Annotated in this window: 23 protein-coding genes and 2 riboswitches; of the genes, 18 read left to right on the forward strand and 5 right to left on the reverse strand. The window is 68.7% G+C overall.

Annotated features, from left to right (window positions below):
* Positions 1-161: 161 nt before the first annotated feature.
* A riboswitch (TPP riboswitch) is annotated at positions 162-263 on the forward strand.
* A 100-nt stretch (positions 264-363) separates the two neighbouring features.
* The 7 genes from thiC (at position 364) to ACEI37_RS12015 (ending at position 6,912) form a co-directional block, all read left to right on the forward strand.
* Positions 364-2,244, forward strand: a complete 1,881-nt coding sequence (gene thiC, locus ACEI37_RS11985) for a phosphomethylpyrimidine synthase ThiC (protein WP_373379076.1) — start codon at positions 364-366, stop codon at positions 2,242-2,244.
* Between the two features lie 157 nt (positions 2,245-2,401).
* Positions 2,402-3,601: an FAD-dependent oxidoreductase gene (locus ACEI37_RS11990; protein WP_373379077.1), complete on the forward strand. Its 1,200-nt coding sequence runs from the start codon at positions 2,402-2,404 to the stop codon at positions 3,599-3,601.
* 12 nt (positions 3,602-3,613) lie between these two features.
* Positions 3,614-3,811 carry a sulfur carrier protein ThiS gene (gene thiS / locus ACEI37_RS11995; RefSeq protein WP_012351522.1) on the forward strand — a complete coding sequence of 66 codons (198 nt, stop codon included), beginning with the start codon at positions 3,614-3,616 and terminating at the stop codon, positions 3,809-3,811.
* Positions 3,812-3,814: 3 nt separating this feature from the next.
* Positions 3,815-4,651: a thiazole synthase gene (locus ACEI37_RS12000; protein ID WP_373379078.1), complete on the forward strand. Its 837-nt coding sequence runs from the start codon at positions 3,815-3,817 to the stop codon at positions 4,649-4,651.
* A complete protein-coding gene (locus tag ACEI37_RS12005; RefSeq protein WP_373379079.1) occupies positions 4,648-5,781 on the forward strand; it encodes a thiamine phosphate synthase in 1,134 nt (377 codons plus the stop codon). Before ACEI37_RS12000 ends, ACEI37_RS12005 begins: the two co-directional genes overlap by 4 nt.
* 7 nt (positions 5,782-5,788) lie before the next feature.
* Positions 5,789-6,295: a GNAT family N-acetyltransferase gene (locus tag ACEI37_RS12010; protein WP_373379080.1), complete on the forward strand. Its 507-nt coding sequence runs from the start codon at positions 5,789-5,791 to the stop codon at positions 6,293-6,295.
* A 167-nt stretch (positions 6,296-6,462) separates the two neighbouring features.
* On the forward strand, positions 6,463-6,912 hold the full coding sequence (locus tag ACEI37_RS12015) for a PaaI family thioesterase (protein ID WP_018004680.1): 450 nt from the start codon (positions 6,463-6,465) through the stop codon (positions 6,910-6,912).
* A 19-nt stretch (positions 6,913-6,931) separates the two neighbouring features.
* Here ACEI37_RS12015 and thiD read toward each other — a convergent pair whose 3' ends face one another.
* Positions 6,932-7,768, reverse strand: a complete 837-nt coding sequence (thiD, locus tag ACEI37_RS12020) for a bifunctional hydroxymethylpyrimidine kinase/phosphomethylpyrimidine kinase (RefSeq protein WP_373379081.1) — start codon at positions 7,766-7,768, stop codon at positions 6,932-6,934.
* Between the two features lie 58 nt (positions 7,769-7,826).
* Positions 7,827-7,941, forward strand: a riboswitch (S-adenosyl-L-homocysteine riboswitch).
* A 120-nt stretch (positions 7,942-8,061) separates the two neighbouring features.
* On the opposite strand from thiD, the gene ahcY reads away from it, so the two are divergent.
* From ahcY to ACEI37_RS12040, 4 genes are all read left to right on the forward strand, one after another.
* Positions 8,062-9,480 carry an adenosylhomocysteinase gene (gene ahcY / locus ACEI37_RS12025; protein WP_373379082.1) on the forward strand — a complete coding sequence of 473 codons (1,419 nt, stop codon included), beginning with the start codon at positions 8,062-8,064 and terminating at the stop codon, positions 9,478-9,480.
* An 82-nt stretch (positions 9,481-9,562) separates the two neighbouring features.
* Entirely contained in the window at positions 9,563-9,913 is a 351-nt protein-coding gene (locus ACEI37_RS12030) for a phage holin family protein (protein WP_092317742.1), read from the forward strand.
* A 48-nt stretch (positions 9,914-9,961) separates the two neighbouring features.
* Complete coding sequence (metF, locus tag ACEI37_RS12035; protein WP_111521693.1) at positions 9,962-10,792, forward strand: methylenetetrahydrofolate reductase [NAD(P)H]; 831 nt, start codon at positions 9,962-9,964, stop codon at positions 10,790-10,792.
* A gap of 292 nt (positions 10,793-11,084) precedes the next feature.
* Positions 11,085-11,843, forward strand: a complete 759-nt coding sequence (locus ACEI37_RS12040) for a Mut7-C RNAse domain-containing protein (RefSeq protein WP_373379083.1) — start codon at positions 11,085-11,087, stop codon at positions 11,841-11,843.
* On the opposite strand, the gene ACEI37_RS12045 is transcribed toward ACEI37_RS12040, so the two are convergent.
* Positions 11,840-12,418 carry a 5-formyltetrahydrofolate cyclo-ligase gene (locus ACEI37_RS12045; protein ID WP_373379084.1) on the reverse strand — a complete coding sequence of 193 codons (579 nt, stop codon included), beginning with the start codon at positions 12,416-12,418 and terminating at the stop codon, positions 11,840-11,842. The genes ACEI37_RS12040 and ACEI37_RS12045 overlap by 4 nt on opposite strands.
* A 103-nt stretch (positions 12,419-12,521) precedes the next feature.
* On the opposite strand from ACEI37_RS12045, the gene ACEI37_RS12050 reads away from it, so the two are divergent.
* The 4 genes from ACEI37_RS12050 to ACEI37_RS12065 all read left to right on the forward strand — a co-directional run bounded on the left by ACEI37_RS12050 (position 12,522) and on the right by ACEI37_RS12065 (position 17,828).
* Positions 12,522-14,474, forward strand: a complete 1,953-nt coding sequence (locus tag ACEI37_RS12050; protein WP_373379085.1) for a transglycosylase SLT domain-containing protein — start codon at positions 12,522-12,524, stop codon at positions 14,472-14,474.
* 123 nt (positions 14,475-14,597) lie between these two features.
* Complete coding sequence (locus tag ACEI37_RS12055) at positions 14,598-15,620, forward strand: complex I NDUFA9 subunit family protein (RefSeq protein WP_111521698.1); 1,023 nt, start codon at positions 14,598-14,600, stop codon at positions 15,618-15,620.
* Positions 15,621-15,819: 199 nt separating this feature from the next.
* Positions 15,820-16,518 (forward strand): glutathione S-transferase family protein, encoded by a 699-nt coding sequence (locus ACEI37_RS12060; RefSeq protein ID WP_373379086.1) that lies wholly within the window; start codon positions 15,820-15,822, stop codon positions 16,516-16,518.
* 62 nt (positions 16,519-16,580) lie between these two features.
* The gene (locus ACEI37_RS12065) at positions 16,581-17,828 is read left to right on the forward strand and encodes a multifunctional CCA addition/repair protein (RefSeq protein ID WP_373379087.1); all 1,248 of its coding nucleotides are present in this window, start codon (positions 16,581-16,583) and stop codon (positions 17,826-17,828) included.
* A gap of 27 nt (positions 17,829-17,855) precedes the next feature.
* Here ACEI37_RS12065 and ACEI37_RS12070 read toward each other — a convergent pair whose 3' ends face one another.
* Together ACEI37_RS12070 and ACEI37_RS12075 are read right to left on the reverse strand one after the other, a co-directional pair.
* Complete coding sequence (locus ACEI37_RS12070; protein WP_012351539.1) at positions 17,856-18,050, reverse strand: DUF2905 domain-containing protein; 195 nt, start codon at positions 18,048-18,050, stop codon at positions 17,856-17,858.
* Between the two features lie 16 nt (positions 18,051-18,066).
* Positions 18,067-19,278 carry a class I SAM-dependent methyltransferase gene (locus ACEI37_RS12075; protein WP_373379088.1) on the reverse strand — a complete coding sequence of 404 codons (1,212 nt, stop codon included), beginning with the start codon at positions 19,276-19,278 and terminating at the stop codon, positions 18,067-18,069.
* Between the two features lie 15 nt (positions 19,279-19,293).
* On the opposite strand from ACEI37_RS12075, the gene ACEI37_RS12080 reads away from it, so the two are divergent.
* The 3 genes from ACEI37_RS12080 to ttcA all read left to right on the forward strand — a co-directional run bounded on the left by ACEI37_RS12080 (position 19,294) and on the right by ttcA (position 21,682).
* Positions 19,294-20,175: an SDR family oxidoreductase gene (locus ACEI37_RS12080; protein WP_373379089.1), complete on the forward strand. Its 882-nt coding sequence runs from the start codon at positions 19,294-19,296 to the stop codon at positions 20,173-20,175.
* A gap of 70 nt (positions 20,176-20,245) precedes the next feature.
* Complete coding sequence (locus ACEI37_RS12085; protein ID WP_082818824.1) at positions 20,246-20,647, forward strand: dihydroneopterin aldolase; 402 nt, start codon at positions 20,246-20,248, stop codon at positions 20,645-20,647.
* 108 nt (positions 20,648-20,755) lie between these two features.
* Positions 20,756-21,682 (forward strand): tRNA 2-thiocytidine(32) synthetase TtcA, encoded by a 927-nt coding sequence (gene ttcA, locus ACEI37_RS12090; protein WP_111521703.1) that lies wholly within the window; start codon positions 20,756-20,758, stop codon positions 21,680-21,682.
* 68 nt (positions 21,683-21,750) lie between these two features.
* Here the strand turns inward: ttcA and ACEI37_RS12095 are convergent, their stop codons facing one another.
* Complete coding sequence (locus tag ACEI37_RS12095; protein WP_373379090.1) at positions 21,751-22,578, reverse strand: DUF6279 family lipoprotein; 828 nt, start codon at positions 22,576-22,578, stop codon at positions 21,751-21,753.
* Positions 22,579-22,681: the final 103 nt, after the last annotated feature.

The raw sequence follows: 22,681 nt of genomic DNA on the forward strand, positions 1-22,681 counted from the left end.
GATCACGGCCGCGCGCGCATGAGTGCATGGTGGAGCGCTTACAGTGTCTTTTTGCGATGCAGCATGCGCGATTCGATACCTTTTTGCACAGCTGTGGCACCACCCACGGTGGCCAACTGGCACTGGCGCCCACCGGTGCTCTGTGCTTAAATTCACCCCGTTGGATGAAACAGGGGTGCCGTGCGGATGGGCCGCGCGGCTGAGAGAGTCCCTTCGAACCCGATCCGGTTAGTACCGGCGTGGGAAGTTTCAGCAAGACCAAGCCTCTTGTCCCTACGGGACTCGCCACCTCGGCCACAAGCCAGGCGGCGCTCACAGGGCTCCTGGTTTCGTCCACCCCGCAAGAGAGAGAGGACGACACCCATGGCCCGTACTGCCCCCGCTGCATCCTTCGAATCGCTCGAAAGCGATCTCGACCAGAAATTTGCCTACCCGGCTTCGAGCAAGACCTACCTGACCGGCAGCCGCCCGGATATCCGCGTGCCGCTGCGCACCATCCTGCAGACCTCGACGCGCACGGAAAAGGGCGAGATGCCCAATCCGCCGATCCCGGTGTACGACACCTCGGGCCCGTACAGCGATCCGGACGTGCATATCGACCTGAAGGCCGGCCTGCCGGCCGTGCGCGCCAAATGGATCGAGGAACGCGGCGACACCGAGGTGCTGCCAGGCCTGTCGTCGGAATACGGCCGCGACCGCGCCAACGACCCGGCCACCGCGCACCTGCGCTTTGCCCAGCTGACCAACCCGCGCCGCGCCAAGGCCGGTGCCAACGTGTCGCAGATGCACTATGCGCGCAAGGGCATCATCACGCCGGAAATGGAATACGTGGCGCTGCGCGAGTCGCTCAACCTGCAGGCGCTGTACGACAAGCCGGAATACAAGGCGCTGCTGCGCCAGCATCCCGGCAACGCACTGGGCGCCGGCCTGCCGCTGCGTCCGGAAGACATCACGCCGGAATTCGTGCGCCAGGAAATCGCCTCGGGCCGCGCCATCATTCCCGCCAACATCAACCACACCGAACTGGAGCCGATGGCGATCGGGCGCAATTTCCGCGTCAAGATCAACGGCAACCTCGGCAACTCGGCGGTGACCTCGTCGCTGGCCGAAGAAGTGGAAAAGATGGTGTGGTCGATCCGCTGGGGCGCCGACACCATCATGGACCTGTCCACCGGCAAGCATATCCACGAAACCCGTGAATGGATCCTGCGCAATTCGCCGGTGCCGATCGGCACGGTGCCGATCTACCAGGCGCTGGACAAGACCGGCGGCATCGCCGAGGACCTGACCTGGGAGATGTTCCGCGACACGCTGATCGAGCAGGCCGAGCAGGGCGTGGACTACTTCACCATCCACGCCGGCGTGCTGCTGCGCTACGTGCCGCTGACCGCCGACCGCGTCACCGGCATCGTCTCGCGCGGCGGTTCGATCATGGCCAAGTGGTGCCTGGCGCACCACAAGGAAAACTTCCTGTACACGCACTTCGACGAGATCTGCGAGATCATGAAGGCCTATGACGTGTCGTTCAGCCTCGGCGACGGCCTGCGTCCGGGCTGCATCGCCGACTCCAACGACGAGGCTCAGTTCGGCGAGCTGCGCACGCTGGGCGAGCTGACCGCCAAGGCGTGGAAGCACGACGTGCAGGTGATGATCGAGGGCCCGGGCCACGTTCCGCTGCAGCGCATCCAGGCCAACATGGACGAAGAACTCAAGCATTGCTACGAGGCGCCGTTCTACACCCTGGGACCGCTGGTGACGGACATCGCCCCCGGCTACGACCACATCACCAGCGGCATCGGCGCGGCCAATATCGGCTGGATGGGCACGGCCATGCTGTGCTACGTCACGCCCAAGGAGCACCTGGGCCTGCCGGACAAGGAAGACGTGCGCGAGGGCATCATCACCTACAAGATCGCCGCCCATGCCGCCGACCTGGCCAAGGGCTGGCCGGGCGCGCAGCTGCGCGACAACGCGCTGTCCAAGGCGCGCTTCGAGTTCCGCTGGGAAGACCAGTTCAACCTGGGCCTCGACCCGGAACGCGCGCGTTCGTACCACGATGCCACGCTGCCGGCCGAGGGCGCCAAGATCGCCCACTTCTGCTCGATGTGCGGGCCGAAGTTCTGCTCGATGAAGATCACGCAGGAAGTGCGCGACTACGCCGCCTCGCTGCCCAAGGAAGCGCAGCAGGGCATGGAAGAGAAGTCGATCGAGTTCCTGAAGAAGGGCAGCAAGATCTACTCGTAAGGCAGTTGCATAAAATCTGCCGAAGTCACGGCAGGACGGGCATGGCCTCGCAAGCCATGCCCGCGCAAGATCCGCCGCCGCGCAGCGCCCCGCGCGGCGGCACCCATAACAAGGAGGCCGGACGCGGCCGCATTGGCGCGCCCGGTACAACACCCTCATGACAGCAGTGCAGTCGTTTGACGTCGCCATCCTCGGGGCCGGCCTTGCCGGCCGCCTGGCTGCCTGGTTGCTGGTCCGCAGCGGTGCCCGCGTGGCGCTGGTGGAGCGGGCCGGCCCGGACGGCGCGGGCTCGGCCGCCTATGTGGCCGCGGCCATGCTGGCGCCGCTGGCCGAGTCGGCCATCGCCGAGCGCCGCATCGTCGACCTTGGCCTCGCCAGCGTCGACCTGTGGCGCGCATGGCTGGCCGAACTGGCGGAGCTGGCGGAGCCGGTCTTCTTCCAGGAAGACGGCACGCTGGTGGTCTGGCATGCGCGCGACCGCGCCGAGATGTCGCTGTTCACCAGCCGCGTGCGCGCGGTGGCGCCGCCGGAGCTGGTGGCGGAGCGGCTGCGCGCGCTCGACGGCAAAGGCGTGGGCGAGGCCGAGCCGGCGCTGGCGGGCCGCTTTCCGCAGGGGCTGCTGCTGGCCGGCGAAGGCCAGCTCGACAACCGCGGCGCGCTGCGCGCGCTGCTGTCGTGCGCGGTCAGCGAAGGCGTGCATTGCGTGTGGGAGGCGGGCGAGGTCGATGCCGGCTCGCTGCCCCAGCTTGGCATCCACGCCGATGTGGTGCTGGACTGCCGTGGCCTGGGGGCACGCGGCGCGTGGCCGGCGCAGCCCGGCGGCAGCAAGCCCGGCCTGCGTGGGCTGCGCGGCGAAGTGGTGCGCGTGCATGCGCCCGACGTCAAGCTGCACCGCCCGGTGCGCCTGCTGCATCCGCGCTACCCGATCTATATCGCGCCCAAGCCCAACGACCTGTATGTGATCGGCGCGACCGAGCTGGAAAGCGAGGACGATTCGCCGATGAGCGTGCGCTCCGCCTTGGAGCTGCTGTCGGCCGCGCATTCGCTGCACCCGGCCTTCGGCGAGGCACGCGTGCTGGAGCTGAACGTGCAGCGCCGCCCGACCCGCCCCGACCACCTGCCGGCGATCCGCGTCGACCAGCGCGCGCGCGTGGTGCGCGTCAACGGCCTGTACCGCCACGGCTTCCTGATCGCCCCGGCGGTGACCGAGGCCGCGTGCGCGGTGGTGGGCGCGCTGCTCAACGGCGATCCCGCCGCGCATGCCGTGCCTGCCGCGCTGCGCTGGCCCGGTATGATCGAGGCGGTGACGGAAGCGCCGGCGCCCACCGTTGGCGCGCGCTCCGGAACGCTGCATTAACGCAACACTGACATGGATATCCTGCTCAACGGCCGACCGCTCGCCCTTGCCGAATCCGCCACGCTGGCGGACGCGGTCAGCGCGGCGCAGATCGCGCCCCCCTTTGCCGCGGCGGTCAACGGCCAGTTCGTGCCGCGCGCCGCGCACGCCAACACTCCTCTTGCGGCCGGCGACCGCATCGACCTCGTGCAACCCGTGACGGGAGGCTGACCCATGACCTTCGAACCTTCCGCAACCCTGCGCGACCCGTTCGTGCTGTATGGCGAATCATTCGGCTCGCGCCTGCTGCTCGGCACCGCGCGCTATCCGTCGCCGGCCACGCTGGAAGCGGCCGTGCAGGCCTCCACCCCCGCCATGATCACGGTCGCGCTGCGCCGCCAGGGCGCGGTCGGCGATGGCGAGGGCGGCCAGGCGTTCTGGCAGATGCTCAAGGCGCTGAACGTGCCGGTGCTGCCCAACACCGCCGGCTGCTTCACCGCGCAGGAGGTCATCACCACCGCGATGATGGCGCGCGAGGTGTTCGAGACGCCGTGGATCAAGCTCGAGCTGATCGGCGACGACTACACCCTCCAGCCCGACACGCTCAACCTGCCGGCCGTGGCCGAGACCCTGATCAAGGACGGCTTCAAGGTGCTGCCGTACTGCACCGAGGACCTGGTGCTGTGCCGCCGCCTGCTCGACGTCGGCTGCCAGGCGCTGATGCCGTGGGCCGCGCCGATCGGCACCGGCCGCGGCGCGGTCAACCCGCACGCGATGCGGGTGCTGCGCGAGCGCCTGCCGGATACGCCGCTGATCGTCGATGCCGGCCTGGGCCTGCCGTCGCATGCGGCGCAGGTGCTGGAGTGGGGCTACGACGGCGTGTTGCTCAACACCGCGGTGGCGCAGGCCGCCTACCCGGTCGACATGGCACGCGCCTTCGCCCAGGCCGTGGCCGCGGGCCGCACCGCCTATTTGGCCGGGCCGATGCCCGAGCGCGAAGTCGCGCAGGCCAGCACCCCGGTGGTGGGCATGCCGTTCTGGCATGCCGACGACACGGAGCAGCGCGCATGACCCGCCGCGCCGTGCACGCCCCCAGCGACGGCCCGCTGCGCCAGGCGGTGCTGGAACACTATGGCGATACCTTCGGCGTCGACGACAAGCCGTGGCAGGCCTGGCACCTGCAGGACGCGCCGGCGCAGCCCGGCGCCCACGACGTGCTGCTGTCCGACGGCGAAGCCGATGCCGACACCATCGCGCGCGTTGGCGCCGCCGGCGCCACACTGATCGAGACCGACCGCGAAGGCGGCCAGTGGATCGACACGGTGCGCTCGCCGATGGGCACGTGGGTGTTCTCGGTCGCCGCGGATACCGGCCAGCCGCATTCGCCAGCCTTCGTCGCGGTGCTGCTGGCCTGCCTGTCGCTGCATTTCCCGGCCCACGATGCGCTGTGCCTGGCGCGCGCCTGGGCCCCGGGCTCGGCCGACTGGCCGTCCGACTTCGCGCGCTTCCCGCACGTGCGCCACGCCGCGCTGGTGGCGCCCGAGCACACCGTCGCGCCGTTCGCGCCGTGCCCCGCGCTGGGCCTGTACGTGGTGGTGCCGAACGCCGACTGGATCGAGCGCCTGGCGCCGCTGAACGTGCCCACGCTGCAGCTGCGCTTCAAGTCCGGCGACGCCGCCGCGGTGCGCGCGGAGATTGCGCGCGCGGCCCAAGCCATGCAGGGCTCGTCGTCGCGCCTGTTCATCAACGACCACTGGCGGGCGGCGCTCGATTACCACGCCGCCCATGGCGCGCACAGCGGCATCTACGGCATCCACCTGGGCCAGGAAGACCTGGACGATGCCGACCTCGACGCGATCCGCGCGTCCGGGCTGCGGCTGGGCGTGTCCACGCACGGTTACGCCGAGATGCTGCGCGTCGCGGCGATCCGCCCCAGCTACCTGGCGCTGGGGGCGATTTTCCCCACCACTACTAAGGTGATGCCGACCCAGCCGCAGGGCATGGGCCGGTTCCGCGCCTACGTGATGCTGATGCAGCCGGTGATCCCGTCGCTGGTCGGCATCGGCGGCGTCAATGCGTCGAACCTGCGCGAAGTGCTGGCGGTCGGCGTCGGCAGCGCGGCCGTGGTGCGCGCTGTCACCGAGGCCGACGACGTGCCGGCCGCGGTGGCCCGGCTCGTCAGCCTGTTCCCGGCCGGCTGAGGGCGCCGTGGCCGCCCCGCGCATTCGCCTGGCGGCCGTGGACGACCTGCCGCGGCTGCCGGATATCGAGCTGGCCGCAGCCGCGCTGTTCCCGGAGGGCGACCTGCCGGCCCTGCTGCGCCTGGTCAGCACGCCGCAGCCGGCACTGGCCGCAGCGCAGCGCGAAGGGCGCCTGTGGGTGGCCGAGCATGGCGGCGAAGTGGCCGGCTTCGCGCTGGCCAGCTGCCATGGCACATGCGGCTATCTCGACGAGATGGACGTGCATCCCGACCATGGCCGGCGCGGCATCGGGCGCGCGCTGGTCGGCACCGTGCAGGACTGGGCGCGTGCCGGCGGACTGCGCTCGCTGGGCCTGACCACGTTCGCGCATCTGCGCTGGAATGCGCCGTTCTATGCGTCGATGGGCTTCCGGCAGCTGCAGGACAGCGAGCTTTGCCCGTTGCTGTCGCAGGCCCTGGCGGCGCAGCGTGCCGCGGGGCTGCGGCAGCGCGTGGCGATGCGGCAGACTCTCTGAGCCAAATGTATCTCCCGCAAGCGGGAGAGGGGAGCAAACCGCCGCTGGCGACGGCCATCGCGTTTCCAAAGATTTGTGCGACATTCGCCCAGCGCCGGGAACCGATGCAAGACCCGCCGCTATGATGTTGGCCAGCATTCCCCGCCAACCACCCAGCCCCGCCCACCATGTCGACCCAGCTCCCCGCCATCATCCCCGCCGCCCCCGGCACGCCTGAAAAGCCCTATTTCGGCATCGACGTGCCGCTGATGCGCTATTTCGGCCTGCAGCCGGAGCTGATCGAAGAGGGCTACTGCCGCACCCGCCTGCCGGCGCATCCGCAACTGGTGAACAGCCGCGGCGACGTGCATGGCGGCACGCTGATGGCGACGCTCGACTTCACCTTGAGCGGCGCCGCGCGCTCGCATGCGCCGACGGAAACCGGCGTGATCACCATCGACATGTCGACCCATTTCCTCGCCGCCGCGCGCGGCGAGCTGACGCTGGAAGCACGCTGCCTGCGCCGCGGCGCGCGCATTGCGTTCTGCGAGGGCGAGGTGAAGGATGCCGACGGCAACGTGGTGTGCGTGGCGCGTGCCGCATTCAAGCTGGTGCCGTTGTCCAGCGGCGGCAACTGACACACTCGGTGACGCGCGCTCAGCCCAGCGCGCGCGGCGCGAAGGCGTGGTTCAGCGGCCCGTTGCCGCTGCCCAGCCGCAAGCCTGCGCCGGCCGCGATGGCCTGCGCCACATAGTCCAGCGCGCTCCCCACGGCCGCTTCCAGCGCATCGCCGCGCGCCAGCTGCGACGCGATCGCCGCCGCCAGGGTGCAGCCGGTGCCGTGCAGGTTGCGCGTCTCGACGCGCGGGTGCGTGAACACGCGCACGGTTCCGTCCTTCAACATCAGCATGTCGTCCAGCCCGCCGGCGAGGCCCGCCGCGCCATCGTCTTCCAGGTGCCCGCCCTTGAGCAGCACGGCCGGGCAGCCCAGCGCGATCAGGTCGGCGGCGGCCTGTTCCATGTCGGCGCGGCGCGCGATCCTGCGGCCCAGCAGGTAAGAAGCCTCAGGCAGGTTCGGCGTGACCAGCAGCGCGCGCGGGAACAGCAGCCGCACCATGGCCTGCGTGGTGGCGTCGTCGGACAGCGTCGCGCCCGAGGTCGAGATCATCACCGGGTCCACCACCAGCTTGCGCATGCCGTGCCGGTCCGCCGCCGCGGCCACGGCCTCGACGATGGCGGCGGTGCCCAGCATGCCGGTCTTGGCCGCATCCACGCCGATATCGCCGGCGACCGCGTCGATCTGCGCAGCCACCATGTCGGCCGGGATCGCATGCACGCCGGTCACGCCCAGCGTGTTCTGCGCGGTGATCGCGGTGATCGCGCTCATGCCGAAGCAGCCCAGCGCGGAAAAGGTCTTCAGGTCGGCCTGGATGCCGGCGCCGCCGCCGGAGTCGGAGCCAGCGATGGTCAGGGTGCGGGGTGGCGTTGGAATCATCTGTACGGAAATCAAGGAGGGCCGGTGCGCAAGGCCTCCGGGCACGCTACAATACCGCCACTCCGAGGAGCGTTGCAACGGATGGAGGCCCGCGAAGCACATCGCGCGGCCGGCGGCACAGCCGCCCCTGCCATCCGCCAGGCTCGGACTGTCTTCAACGGCGCTCGCTGATCCGTGGTCCGCACGGAAGCGAGTCGACCTATCCGCGAGCTTTGCATGGCCCGAGCGCCATGCCACGGCCGCCAGATTCCCGTACTCGTCAACTGCGTGCCACTCTTCACCGGGAGTGAAACATGAACGCTGTGACCGACCTGAAGCAGGACTACCTCGTCGCCGACATCAACCTGGCCGGCTGGGGCCGCAAGGAAATCGCCATTGCCGAGACCGAGATGCCCGGCCTGATGGCGATCCGCGACGAGTTCGCCGCCGCGCAGCCGCTCAAGGGCGCGCGCATCGCCGGCTCGCTGCACATGACGATCCAGACCGCCGTGCTGATCGAGACGCTCAAGGCGCTGGGCGCCGACGTGCGCTGGGCCTCGTGCAATATCTTCTCGACCCAGGACCACGCCGCTGCTGCTATCGCCGCGGGCGGCACGCCCGTATTCGCCTTCAAGGGCGAATCGCTGAAGGAATACTGGGACTTCACGCACCGCATCTTCGACTGGGCTGACGGCGGCACCCCCAACATGATCCTCGACGACGGCGGCGACGCCACGCTGCTGCTGCACCTGGGCGCGCGCGCGGAAAAGGACGCTTCGGTAATCGCCAACCCGGGCAGCGAGGAAGAAACCTTCCTGTTCGCCGCGATCAAGGAAAAGCTGGCCAGGGACCCCAGCTGGTACAGCCGCAACCTGGAAGCGATCCGCGGCGTGACCGAGGAAACCACCACCGGCGTGCACCGCCTGTACCAGATGGCGCAGAAGGGCGAGCTGCGCTTCCCGGCGATCAACGTCAACGACTCGGTCACCAAGAGCAAGTTCGACAACCTGTACGGTTGCCGCGAATCGCTGGTCGACGGCATCAAGCGCGCCACCGACGTGATGATCGCCGGCAAGATTGCCGTGGTGGCCGGCTACGGCGACGTGGGCAAGGGCAGCGCGCAGGCGCTGCGCGCGCTGTCGGCGCAGGTGTGGGTCACCGAGATCGACCCGATCTGCGCGCTGCAGGCCGCAATGGAAGGCTACCGCGTGGTCACCATGGACTACGCCGCCGAGCATGGCGATATCTTCGTCACCTGCACCGGCAACTACCACGTGATCACCCATGACCACATGGCCAGGATGAAGGACCAGGCCATCGTCTGCAACATCGGCCACTTCGACAACGAGATCGACATCGCCTCGATCGAGAAGTACGAGTGGGACGAGATCAAGCCGCAGGTCGACCATGTCAAGTTCCCCGACGGCAAGAAGCTGATCATCCTGGCCAAGGGCCGCCTGGTCAACCTGGGCTGCGCCACCGGCCACCCGTCGTACGTGATGAGCAGCTCGTTCGCCAACCAGACCATCGCGCAGATCGAGCTCTGGCAGGAACGCGACAGCGGCAAGTACCCGGTCGGCGTCTACACGCTGCCCAAGCACCTGGACGAGAAGGTCGCGCGCCTGCAGCTGCGCAAGCTGAACGCACAGCTGACCGAGCTGACCGAGCAGCAGGCAGCGTACATCGGCGTGAAGAAGGAAGGCCCGTACAAGGCGGATCACTACCGCTATTGATGCGCGTAGCAAGAAGGAACGCCCTCTCCTGTTTGCGGGAGAGGGACGCAGCCCCCGCCATTGAGCCAACCAAGGAACCGTCATGAGACTACTGGTCGTCTGGATCATCAACGCCGTCGCTCTGTTCGTCTTGCCTTACATCATCCCGTCGATCCACATCAAGAGCTTCGGCTCGGCGATGCTGGCGGCGCTGGTGCTGGGCCTGGTCAATACGCTGATCCGTCCGCTGCTGGTGATCCTGACGCTGCCGGTCACGCTGCTGACGCTGGGGCTGTTTATCTTCGTCATCAATGCGCTGCTGTTTCTGTTCGTCGGCAACCTGCTGTCCGGCTTTACCGTCGGCGGCTTCTGGGCGGCCTTGCTGGGCTCCATCCTGTACAGCGTGATCTCGTGGCTGCTGGCCAGCCTGCTGCTGGGCAACCGCGACGACTGACCCGCCTGACCCTATTTGCGCGCCGCGCCAACGCGGCGCGCCACCATCATGCAAGACCGCTACTTCAGCTTTGAATTCTTCCCGCCCAAGACGGCGGAGGGCACCGAGAAGCTGCGCAACACGCGCGCGCAGCTGGCACCGCTCAAGCCCAAGTACATCTCGGTGACATTCGGCGCCGGCGGCACCACGCAGCAGGGCACGCTCGACGCCGTGCTGGAAATCCAGCGCGAAGGCATCGAGGCCGCGCCGCACCTGTCGTGCGTGGGTTCGTCGCGCGAGAGCATCCGCGCGATCCTGCAGCAGTACCGCGACGGCGGCATCCGCCATATCGTCGCGCTGCGCGGCGACATGCCGTCGGGCATGGGCGAGATCGGCGAGTTCCGCTACGCCAACGAGCTGGTCGAGTTCATCCGCGCCGAGACCGGCGACTGGTTCAATATCGAGGTCGCGGCGTACCCCGAATACCATCCGCAGGCGAAGTCGCCGCGCCATGACCTCGACAACTTCGTGCGCAAGGTCAGGGCCGGCGCCGACTCGGCGATCACGCAGTACTTCTACAACGCCGACGCTTACTTCCGCTTTGTCGACGACGTGCGCGCGCTGGGCGTCGAGGTGCCGATCGTGCCGGGCATCATGCCGATCACCAACTACTCGCAGTTGATGCGCTTCTCCGAGATGTGCGGCGCCGAAGTGCCGCGCTGGGTGGCCAAGCGGCTGGAGAGCTTCGGCGACGACCGCGAGTCGATCCGCGCCTTCGGCCTCGACGTGGTCACCGCGCTGTGCGAGCGGCTGCTGGCCGCAGGCGTGCCGGGGCTGCATTTCTATACGCTCAACGCAGCCGGCGCCACCAAGGCGATCTGGCAGCGCCTGAAGCTGTAAGGACAATGCTGAAGGAGAGAGCTGTTTTAGGTGCTCCCAAGGCGCCCGAACTAGCCTAAGCAAGGTGTTCTCCCTCTCCCCTCATGGGGAGAGGGTTGGGGTGAGGGGTGGTTTGACTAGGAACCACATCAAGCGAGGCCAACGGTGTAAACCCACCGCCTTCGGCCTTTGATCCGCCTGGCCCTCACCCCCACCCCTCTCCCGCAAGCGGGAGAGGGGAGCTTGCTGCGGGCGTAGGCAGCAAGCTTCAGCTGCCGGCCACGCCCGCCACAATCGGTGCCATACTCGCCCCATGGTCACCGCCACCTTCCGCTTCTACGAAGAACTGAACGACTTCCTCGCGCCGGACCAGCGCCGGCGCGACCTGTCGTGCGTGTGCGCGCGCGCCGCCACGGTCAAGCACATGATCGAGGCGCTGGGGGTGCCGCATACCGAGGTCGAGCTGATCCTGGTCAACGGCGAGTCGAGCGGGTTCGAGCGGCAGCTGCGTGATGGCGACCGGGTCTCGGTCTATCCCAAGTTCGAACGGATCGACGTGTCGCCGCTGCTGCGGGTACGCGAACAGCCGCTGCGCGTGATGCGCTTTGTCGCCGACGCCCACCTGGGCGGGCTGGCGCATCTGCTGCGCATGACCGGTTTCGACACGCTCTACGACAACCATTTCGAAGACAGCGAGATCGAGCGCATCGCGGTCGACGAGGGCCGCATCGTGCTGACGCGCGACCGCGAGCTGCTCAAGCGGCGCGGCATCACGCACGGCTGCTATGTGCGCGCGCTCAAGTCGCGCCAGCAGGTGCGCGAGATCTTCGCGCGGCTGGACCTGGCGCGCAGCGCCCGGCCGTTTTCGCTGTGCCTGGACTGCAATGCGCCGCTGCGCGCGCTGGATGCGTCCGGCGCGGCCGGGCGCGTGCCCGACGGTGTGCTGGCGCGCCATCGCAGCTTCGTCACCTGCGACCGCTGCCTGCGGGTGTTCTGGGAAGGCTCGCACTGGCGCTGCATGCGCGCGCTGGTCGATGAGCTGGTGCAGGGCACCGGGCCCGCTCCGGGCTAGAACGCGCCCGACTCCGTCACGATCCAGTCCATGGCGATGTCATGCGGCTGCGCCTGCAGCGCAATGCGGCAGGCGTCGTAGCCGATGCCGATGGCGAGCGGGCGCTGCGCCATCGCTGCCAGGGTGCGGTCGTAGAAACCGCCGCCGTAGCCCAGGCGGAACTTGTCCGGGCTGAAACCGACACAGGGAATGATCAGCGCATCCGGCATGGCGGCCTCGGTGCCGTCGGGCACCGGGATGCCGTAGTGGCCGGTGGCCATGGGCGTATCCGGCGCCCACAGGTGGAAATCCAGCGGCGTGCCGGGCCGGCTGACCGAGGGCAGCGCGGCATGGCGGCCGGGCACGGCGGCGAGCCACTGCGCCACCGCGGCGCGCGCGTCGAACTCCTGCTGGATCGGCCAGTAGAAGCCCAGGCAGCGCACCGCCAGGCCCGCCAGCAGTTCGGACAGCGCGGCGGCGATGCGGGCATCGGCGGCGGCGCGCGCGGGCAGGGCGGCGCGCTGCGCCAGCAGTTGCGCGCGCAGCGCGCGGCGCTCGTCGGCAGGGATGGAGCTAGTCGCAGGAATGGAAGACATGGCGTGGGATAATGCCCTCGTCCGAACCAACACGGACGGCGGCGCCGCGGTTTTCGGCACACGGTGCAGGCGCGGGCGCCGCCGTCATCGACAAGGAAGAAGAATGCTGAAGGGAGTATATCTGCAGCGTGCAGGGCGGGCCGCCTGGATCGCGCTTGCATGTGCATTGCTTGTCACGCCCGTCCACGCGCAGAAGCGCCCGCAGGCGGTCACGCGCGCGCCGTCGACGGTGATCCCCAGCGATCCCGACGAGGCCTTCACCGCGCTGCGCGAAGCCGCGCGCAAGAACGACGTCGAACGCGCCTACGCGATCTCGGCCACGCTGGTGGACTACCCGGTGCCGTCCTATGTCGAGTACTTCCGCATCAAGCCGCAGCTGTTCGACGCCAGCGGCCTGGCCCGTATCGATGCGCCGGACGACCAGGTGCGCGTGTTCCTGCAGCGCTACAAGGGCGACGCGATTGCCGACCGCATGCGCAATGACTGGCTGCTGGTGCTGGGCAAGAAGCGCGACTGGGCCAATTTCGATGCGGAGTATCCGCAGTTCGCGCTCAAGGACGATACCCAGGTCGAGTGCTATGCGCTGCTGTCGCGCGCGCTCAAGGGCCAGAACGTCGCTGCCGATGCGCGCAACGTGCTGAGCGATCCCAGATACTACGGCGAAGGCTGCGTCGACCTGATCGGCTACCTGGCGCAGAGCCAGCAGATCCAGCGCAGCGACGTGGCCTTCCAGTCGCGCCTGGCGCTGGAGCAGAACTACGTCACGCTGGCCGGCAAGATCGCCGCGCTGCTGCCTGACGCGCGCGTGGACGGCGACACCCTGGCCACCATCGTCAAGATGGCGCGCTCGGACCCGTCGCAGGCGGCGGCCTACCTGGCCACGGCCCAGGGCACGCTGTCGCGCGACGAGCAGGGTGCGGCGTGGGGTGTGATCGGCCAGTTCGCAGCCAAGAAGCTGCTGCCCGAGGCGGCCGGCTACTATCGCCGCCAGATGGACCTGGGCGGCAACCAGTGGCTGTCCGACGACACCCAGGAATGGCGCGTGCGCGCCGCGCTGCGCCAGGGCGACTGGAAACAGGTGCGCCAGGCGGTCGAGCTGATGCGCCCGGAGCTGCGCGCCAAGGACCCCGCCTGGACCTACTGGTACGGCCGCGCGCTCAAGGTTGATGGCCGCGACACCGAGGCCCAGCAGAACTTCCAGCAGATTGCCGGCCAGTTCAACTTCTACGGCCAGCTCGCCAGCGAGGAACTGGGCAACCGCATCACGCTGCCGCCGCGCACCACCGTCAGCGACGCCGAGGCCATGGCAATGCGCGCGCGCCCTGGTTTTCAGCGCGCGCAGAAGTTCTACGCCATGAACCTGCGCTTCGAGGGCAATCGCGAGTGGAACTGGGAGCTGCGCAACATGAGCGACCGCGAGCTGCTGGCCGCGGCCGAATATGCGCGCCGCCTCGAGCTGCTCGACCGTACCGTCAACTCGGCCGACCGCACCCGCAACGAGCATGACTTCGCGCTGCGCTTCCTGATGCCGTACCGCGACATCATGCAGCGCGCCACCGACGAGGTCGGCCTGGACATGGCATGGGTGTACGGCCTGATCCGCCAGGAATCGCGCTTCATCATGAATGCGCGCTCGTCGGCGGGGGCGCATGGCCTGATGCAGGTGATGCCGGCCACGGCAAAATACGTGGCGCGCAAGATCGGCATGAGCGACTTTTCGCCGTCGATGATGGGCGATCCCACCATCAACATCCAGCTCGGCACCAATTACCTGAACATGGTGCTGACCGACCTGGACAGCTCGTGGACGCTGGCCTCGGCCGCGTACAACGCCGGCCCGGGCCGGCCCAAGGCCTGGCGCAGCACGCTGGCGCGGCCGGTGGAAGGCGCGATCTTTGCAGAGACCATCCCGTTCAATGAAACGCGCGGCTATGTGAAGAATGTGCTTTCCAACGCTACGTACTATGCTGCATTGATGAGTGGCCGGCCGCAGTCGCTGAAGTCGCGCCTGGGCACGGTCGCGCCGTCGGCGGTGACCACCACCAGCCTGCCCTGAAGTCGTCTGTTCTGGTCCGCCCGCCCCGGCATGGGGCGGGCACGACGGGCCTGCCGGCGTAGCGCAGCAGGCCCGGGCTGGCGCGGGTGCCGCGGCGTGCTTCTTTCCTGGCACGGAGGCAACATGCAGACCAGCAACGTCCTCGTTATCGGTGGCGCCGGCTTTATCGGCAGCCATCTCGTCTCGCGCCTGGCCGGCGCCGCCTCGGCCTCGGGCGCGCCGCTGGAACCCGGCGCCAATCCCGATTCCCCCATCGCCCCGGACCGCATCGTGGTCGGTACGCGCAATGTCGAGCATGCGCAGCACCTGCTGCTGCTGCCGCGCGTCGAGGTGGTGGAACTGGGCCTGGCCGACAATGCCGCGCTCGACGACGCGATCGGCTCGCTCGGCGTCGACGGCATCGTCGTCAACCTGGTGGGCGTACTGCACGGCGAGCGCGCCGATCCCTACGGCGAGGCCTTCGCCAGCGCGCATGTGGAACTGGTGCGGCAGATTGTGGCGTCATGCCTGTCCACGGGCGTGCGCCGGCTGTTGCATATGAGCGCGCTCGGCGCCGACAGCAACGGACCGTCGATGTACCTGCGCAGCAAGGGCGACGGCGAGCGCATCGTGCGCGCCAGCGGGCTGGACTGGACCATCTTCCGGCCCTCGGTGGTGTTCGGCCCCGACGACCATTTCCTCAACCTGTTCGCCCATATGCAGCAGCTCGCGCCGGTGGTGCCGCTGGCGTGCGCGCATGCGCGCTTCCAGCCGGTGTTCGTGCAGGACGTGGTGCAGGCCTACCTGAACGCCATGGTGAACCCGGCCACCATCGGCCATGGCTATGAGCTGGGCGGGCCGCAGGTCTATACGCTGGAGGAACTGGTGCGCTTTGCCGGGCGCGCCTCGGGTCATCCGCGCCCGGTGATCGCGCTGCCCGATGCGCTGGCGCGGGTGCAGGCCGCGGTCATGGAGCATATGCCGGGCGAGCCGCTGCTGTCGCGCGACAACCTGGATTCGATGCAGCTGGACAATGTGCTGGAGCGCCCGCTGGCGCCGGAACTGAACCTGCATCCCGTACACCTGGAGGCCGTCATGACCGACGCGCTGTCCGGGCGCAACCGCGATGCCGCGCTGACCCACATGCGCGCCAGCGTGCACCGCTGAGGCGCCAGCCGCGGCACGGCCTATGTGACCGGATTTCATATCGGTTGCGAGCGCATTTCACTTTGACGCGGGCGGCCGCGCTGGCAAAATGACTGGTCCGGCGCGCGGCTTCCCCGCCGTCCCGCGGGGCCGCGGCGCGTGGATCGCGGCCCGCGTCCGTGCCGTATCTCCCTCCGTTTCCTCCCCCAAGGACCTCACGATGAAGCTCGTCATCGGCAACAAGAACTATTCCTCCTGGTCGCTGCGCCCGTGGCTGCTGCTGCGCCAGGCCGGCATTGATTTCGAGGAAGTGCAGGTGCGCCTGTTCACCGGCAGCTTCGCCGCCGAGATCGCCCGCTACTCGCCCGCGGGCAAGGTGCCGGTGCTGGTCGACGGCGACGTCACCGTGTGGGATTCGCTGGCGATCTCCGAATACGTGGCGGAGCGCTTTCCCGAGAAGCAGCTGTGGCCGGCCGACGCCGCCCAGCGCGCGGTGGCGCGCGCGGTCTGCGCCGAGATGCATTCGGGCTTCGGCAACGTGCGCAGCCAGTTGCCGATGAACGTGACCGCGGTGCTGCCCGGCCGTGGCTGGAACGTCGCGGTGCAGCGCGAGGTCGAGCGCATCGCCGCGATCTGGGACGGGCTGCGCAAGCAGCATGGCGAGCGCGGGCCGTTCCTGTTCGGCACCTTCACCGTCGCCGACGCGTTCTTTGCGCCGGTGGTGAGCCGCTTCGCCACCTACGGCATCCACCTGCCGGACGACCGCGAAGACGCCAAGGCCTATGCCGATTTCATGCTGGCGCTGCCGGCGCTGCAGCAATGGATTGCCGGCGCGCGCGAGGAACGCGACTTCCTGGCCGACGACGAACCGTACCGCCTGGCCCCGGACCGTGCCGATGCGATAATCGTCACCCACTAGCAATCACGCCGGCACCGGCCACTAGCGGGTGACCCGTGCCGGCGCATGAAAAGGCCACAACCATGCAGGTGTATGCCGTGGGCGGCGCGATCCGCGACGAACTGCTGGGCAAGCCCAGCCAGGACCGCGACTACGTGGTCGTCGGCGCGACCCCGGCCGAGATGGAAGCCGCCGGCTACCGCCCGGTCGGCAAGGATTTCCCGGTGTTCCTGCATCCGCGCACGCAGGAGGAATACGCGCTGGCCCGCACCGAGCGCAAGACCGCGATGGGCTACAAGGGCTTTGCCTTCTACTGCGAGCCGGATGTCACGCTCGAGGACGACCTGGTCCGGCGCGACCTGACCATCAACGCGATGGCGCGCGCGGTCGATGCCGACGGCAACCTGACCGGGCCCGTGATCGATCCTCACGGCGGCCAGCGCGACCTGGCCGCGCGCCTGTTCCGCCATGTCTCCGACGCCTTTGCCGAAGACCCGGTGCGCATCCTGCGGCTGGCGCGCTTCGCCGCGCGCTTCCACGACTTCAACGTCGCCGCCGAGACCATGCGCCTGATGCGCGAGATGGTCGCCGCGGGCGAGGTCGATGCGCTGGTGCCCGAGCGCGTGTGGCAGGAACTGGCGCGCGGCCTGATGGAGGCGCGGCCGTCGCGCATGTTCGAGGTGCTGCGCGAATGCGGTGCGCTGGCGCGCCTGCTGCCCGAGCTGGAGCGGCTGTGGGGCGTGCCGCAGCGCGCCGACTTCCACCCCGAGGTCGATACCGGCGTGCACGTGATGATGGTGATCGACTGCGCCGCGGCACTGGGCGCGCCGCTGCCGGTGCGCTTTGCCGCGCTGGTGCATGACCTGGGCAAGGGCACCACGCCTGACTACGTGTTGCCGCGCCATATCGGCCACGAGCTGCGCAGCGTCAAGCTGCTGGAAGAGGTCTGCGCGCGCTTGCGCGTGCCCAACGAGTGCCGCGACCTGGCGGTGGTGGTGGCGCGCGAGCACGGCAATATCCACCGCTCGCTGGAGTTCAGCGCCGCCGCCGTGGTGCGGCTGCTGGAGCGCTGCGATGCACTGCGCAAGCCCGCGCGTTTCGCCCAGGCGCTGCAGGCCTGCGAGGCCGACAAGCGCGGGCGCAAGGGATTCGAGCACAGCGACTACCCGCAGGCCGCGCGCTTGCTGGCGGCGCGCGAGGCCGCGGCGTCGGTCGATGCGGGGGCCATCGCACGTGCCTGCGCGGATGACGTGGCACAGATCAAGGACCGGGTCCATGCCGCGCGCGTGGCGGCGGTGGCGCAGCGGCTCGGGGCGCAGCCGGGCGAATGAGTCCGTCCTGGCTGGCGGACGCAGGCGCTACAGCAGCTTGCCGATCACCAGCGCAATCAGCGAGATCAGGATCGTCGACGCGAACGGTAGCACGAACTCGCGCCCGAACACGCGGAAGCGCACATCGCCGGGCAGCCGGCCCAGCCCGACCTTCTGCAGCCACGGCAGCGCCGCGGACAGGATGATCACGCTCAGGAAGATGGTCAGGGTCCAGCGCAGCATGGCGGCTCCGGTGCCCTTACAGGGCGTGGCAGCGGTCGCCGCGGGCAAAGCCGGCCAGCGGCTCGCTGTCTTCCAGTCCGCGGTCGAGCCCGCGCGTGAGCGCGATCACCTTGAACAGCTCGCCCATCTCGGCCTCGGACAGCAGCTTCTGCACCGCATTGGCCTGCGGCAGGAAGGCGCGCGCGTCGGACGGGTCCAGCGCCATCAGCAGCTCGGTGATGCCGGCATTCATCAGGAAGCGCGCCTGCGAGGCAAAGCCTGCCACGATCAGCCCTGATTCCACCGCGGCATGCGCGATGCCGCTGAAATTGACGTGCGCGGTGATGTCCTGCAGGCCGGGGTACAGGAACGGATCCGGGTGCGCATGATGGCGGTAGTGGCACATCAGCGTGCCGCCGGCGCGCTGCGGGTGGTAGTACTCGCTGCCGGGAAAGCCGTAGTCGATGAAGAAGGCCGCGCCGCGCGCCAGCATGGCGCCGACCGCGCGCGTAAAGCCCTCTGCCTCGGCATGGGTCTCGGTGACGAGATCGTGGTCGCCGGGGATGGCGCGCAGCGCCGCCGGCACGTCGGCATCGGCCAGTGGCCGGTCCTCGAAGCGAAACGCGGGCGCGCCGCCATCGCCCTGCGGCGCGGCGCGCGCCACGCCGCGCTCATGCCAGCCGCCGTCGCGGCGCGCATACAGCTGCACCGGCATCGCATCCAGCACTTCATTGCCGACGATCACGCCTTCAAAGGTGGCCGGCAGCGTATCGAGCCAGGTGACGCGCTCGGCCAGGTGCGGCGCGCGCCGGGCCAGCGTGTCCTGCTGGCGCGCGCGCAGCTCGCCCGACAGTTCGACGATGGCGTAGGTGTCGGGCAATTGGCCTTCCTGTTCCAGCCCCAGCAGCAGGTCCGCCGCCAGCCGGCCGGTGCCGGCGCCGAATTCCAGCAGGCGCGGCATCCCCTGCGCCAGTAGCGGCGCGAACTGGCGCGCCAGCGTGCGGGCGAAGAACGGGCTCAGCTCGGGGGCGGTGATGAAGTCGCTGCCGTCGCGGGCATCGCGCCCGAACTTGGCCGAGCCGCCGCTGTAATAGCCCAGGCCGGGCGCGTACAGCGCCAGTGCCATGTAGCGGTCGAAGCCGATCCAGCCGCCGGCCGCATCGATCGATTCGCCAATACGGGCCGTAAGGGTATCGGAAGCGGCCTGCGCGTCGGCGGGGGGAAGGGGTAAACTAGCGGCTTTCTGCATCCTGCGATTGTAGCAATGCCCGCAACCGATACTTCCGCCAGCCAGGCTGGCCATGCGGCTGGCCATGCGGCTGGCCATACGGCTGGCCAGCCCGCCGCCCGCGGCGTGGCCCTCGTGACCGGCGGCGCGCGCCGGCTTGGCCGCGCCATCGCGCTGGAACTGGCGGCGCAGGGCTGGGACGTGGCCGTGCACTGCCATCGCTCGGTCGACGAGGCCGAAGCCCTCGCCACGCAGATCCGGGCGCTGGGCCGCCGCGCCGCGGTGCTGCGCGCTGACCTGGCCGACGAGGCCGCCACCAGCCGGCTGGTGGCCGATTGCAGCGCCGCGCTGGGCGTGCCGACCTGCCTGGTCAACAATGCCTCGCTGTTCCAGTACGACGTCGCCACCAGCTTTTCCTATGCGTCGCTCGATACGCATATGCGCACCAACGTGGCCGCGCCGCTGCTGCTGGCGCGCGAACTGCACAAGGCGCTGGCCGCGGCCGCGGGCCCGGATGGCGCCAGCAAGGCCGCCGAGAAGTCGGTCGAACCTCGCGGCGTGGTGATCAACCTGCTCGACCAGAAGCTCGACAACCTGAACCCGGACTTCCTCTCGTACACGCTCTCCAAGGCCGCGCTGCAGACCGCCACGGTGCAGCTGGCACAGGCGCTGGCGCCGCGCCTGCGCGTGGTGGGCGTGGCCCCGGGCATCACGCTGGTGTCGGGCGAGCAGTCGGAGCAGAGCTTCCGCCGCGCGCATCGCGTGACGCCGCTGGGCCAGTCTTCCACGCCCGAGGACATCGCCCAGGCGGTGGCCTACCTGGCGCAGGCGCGCGCCGTCACCGGCACCACGCTTTACGTCGACGGCGGCCAGCACCTGATGCCGCTGGCGCGCGACGTGATGTTCCTCACCGAATGACCTGCATCATCGGCCGCGCCTGACCGGCGCGGCACCCCCGCCTTACACTTCCCCCTTTCGTTTTCCGCCCATGACCATGCTCGCCGCCCTTTCCCACCCCAGCCTGCAAGACTGCCGACGCATGTTCCTGCGCAACTACGAAGTCCAGATCAATATCGGCGTGCACGAATTCGAGAAGAAGGGCGAGCAGCGCGTGCTGATCAATATCGACCTGTTCGTGCCGCTGGAGGAATGCACGCCGCAGGCGGACAAGCTCGACGAAGTGGTCGACTACGACTTCATGCGCAACACCGTGGCCGCGCGCATGGCGCAGGGCCACGTGCACCTGCAGGAAACGCTGTGCGACGACGTCGCGCGCGCCATGCTGAAGCATCCCAAGGTGCGGGCCGTGCGCGTGTCGACCGAGAAGCCCGACGTCTACCCGGATTGCGATTCGGTCGGAGTCGAGGTGTTCCATATCAAGCAGGCCTGAGCGGTCCTGCGGGCGCCCGCTGCAGTGCGCGGGCGCCTAAAGTAAAATGTTGCCCCTCGCGCCGCGCCGGCCATTCCATCCGGCGGGCGCCACGCAACAGGATGCTCCATGAGCCACTCGAACAACTTCTATCGCCTCGAGACGAGGCTGCAATCGCAAACCGGCAAGGCCATCGGCGACTTCGGCATGATCGAGGACGGCGACACCGTGCTGGTCTGCATGAGTGGCGGCAAGGACTCGTACACCATGCTGTCGGTCCTGATGGCGCTGCAGAAGCGCGCGCCGATCAAGTTCAAGCTGATCGCGATGAACCTGGACCAGAAGCAGCCCGGCTTCCCGGAACACATCCTGCCGGAATACCTGAAGTCGGTCGGCGTGGAATATGTGATCGTCGAGGCGGACACCTACTCGATCGTCAAGGAGAAGGTGCCCGAGGGCAAGACCACCTGCTCGCTGTGCTCGCGCCTGCGCCGCGGCGTGATCTACCGCACCGCCAAGGAGCTGGGCGCCAACAAGATCGCGCTGGGCCACCACCGCGACGACATCGTCAACACCTTTTTCCTGAACATGTTCTTCGGCGGCAAGATGAAGGCGATGCCGCCCAAGCTAGCCACCGACGACGGCGCGCATATCGTGATCCGCCCGCTGGCGTACTGCTCGGAGAAGGACATCGCGTCGTACGCGCGCGCGATGGAATTCCCGATCATCCCGTGCAACCTGTGCGGCTCGCAGGAAAACCTGCAGCGCAAGAAGGTCAGCGAGATGCTGCAGGAGTGGGAGCGGCAGAACCCGGGCCGCATCGACAATATCTTCTCGGCGCTGCGCAACGTGGTGCCGTCGCACCTGGCGGATACGGAGCTGTTCCCGTTCACCGGGCTGGCGACCGGCCTGGCCAAGGTCGACGAGGCCTCGCTGTTCGGTGAAACCACGTTCCAGCAGCAGCCGCTGACGTTTGCCGGCAGCCTGGACGAAAACCGCATGGAGTTCGTGCGCTTCGAGCGCACGCCGGCGGCGGAGCCGGCTGGGACGCAGTAAGTCCTGCTGCAGCCGGATGGCAGAACGCCCGCATGCGCGGGCGTTTTTTGCGTCAGGGCGATGCGGCTTCAGTTCGCCGCGGCCGACTGCACCGGCGCATTCGCCTTCTCGCGCATCAGCGCATGCGTGTCGTCGATCCATTTCTGGAAGCGCTCCTGTGCATGCGCCTTCTGTTCCGGCGTGGTCAGGTTGGCGATCGCCACGGTCAGCGCGATGCCGGCGTTGTTGCCGGCTTCGTGGCTGGCGGCGTGCCGGGCAGGCGGGTTCTGCCAGTATTCGCGGAAGCGGCGCAGCAGGTCGATCACCTGCGCCTTGGGCGGCTGCGTGGCCTGCACGTAGCGCACCATCTTGATCCATTCCTGCTGGCGCGCGACACGCTCGGCGTAGCGCGCCTCGGCATTCTGCACCACCGGACCAACCTTGGCGCGGATCGCCTTTTCCTGCTCGGGAGAGAAGCCGCCGTAGACCAGGCGGGCGTACTCCATTACCTTGTCGTAGCGCGCTTCTTCGCGCTCGGCCGGATCCGCATTGAGGAATTTCTTGCGGTACTTGGCGTTGCCCTCGGCAAACTTCTTTTCCATGCGCGCGATCTGGTCAGGCGTCAGCGTCAGCAGCAGGTCGGCCATGTCGGGCATGGCCTGCTCGAAAGACCGGCGCGCCAGTTCCTGCGAGGCGTCCTGGAAGTGCGCGACCTTTGCCGGCGTGAGCGGCTGGCGCACGTCGGCCTTGGCCTCCTGCAGCAGGTTGGCGATTTCCGGAAGCTGTGCCTTGCGGTGCCAGGCAAAGAAGCGCGCGATCGCCTCGCGCGTGAGCGGCTCCTGCGCTGCGCTGACGTCGACATAATTGTCGATCCACCAGTACGCCAGGCGGTCGCCCTGCTGGTAACCCAGCTTCATGGCGCTGCATGCGCACAGCGCCGCGGCGCCCACAATCACCAAAATACGCCGCGCCCAGCAATTGTGAAATTCGGAAACCACGGTCTGTTGCGCAGAATGCGCC

This window comes from Cupriavidus nantongensis, assembly GCF_041726985.1.
In the GTDB taxonomy this organism is placed as follows: domain Bacteria; phylum Pseudomonadota; class Gammaproteobacteria; order Burkholderiales; family Burkholderiaceae; genus Cupriavidus; species Cupriavidus nantongensis_A.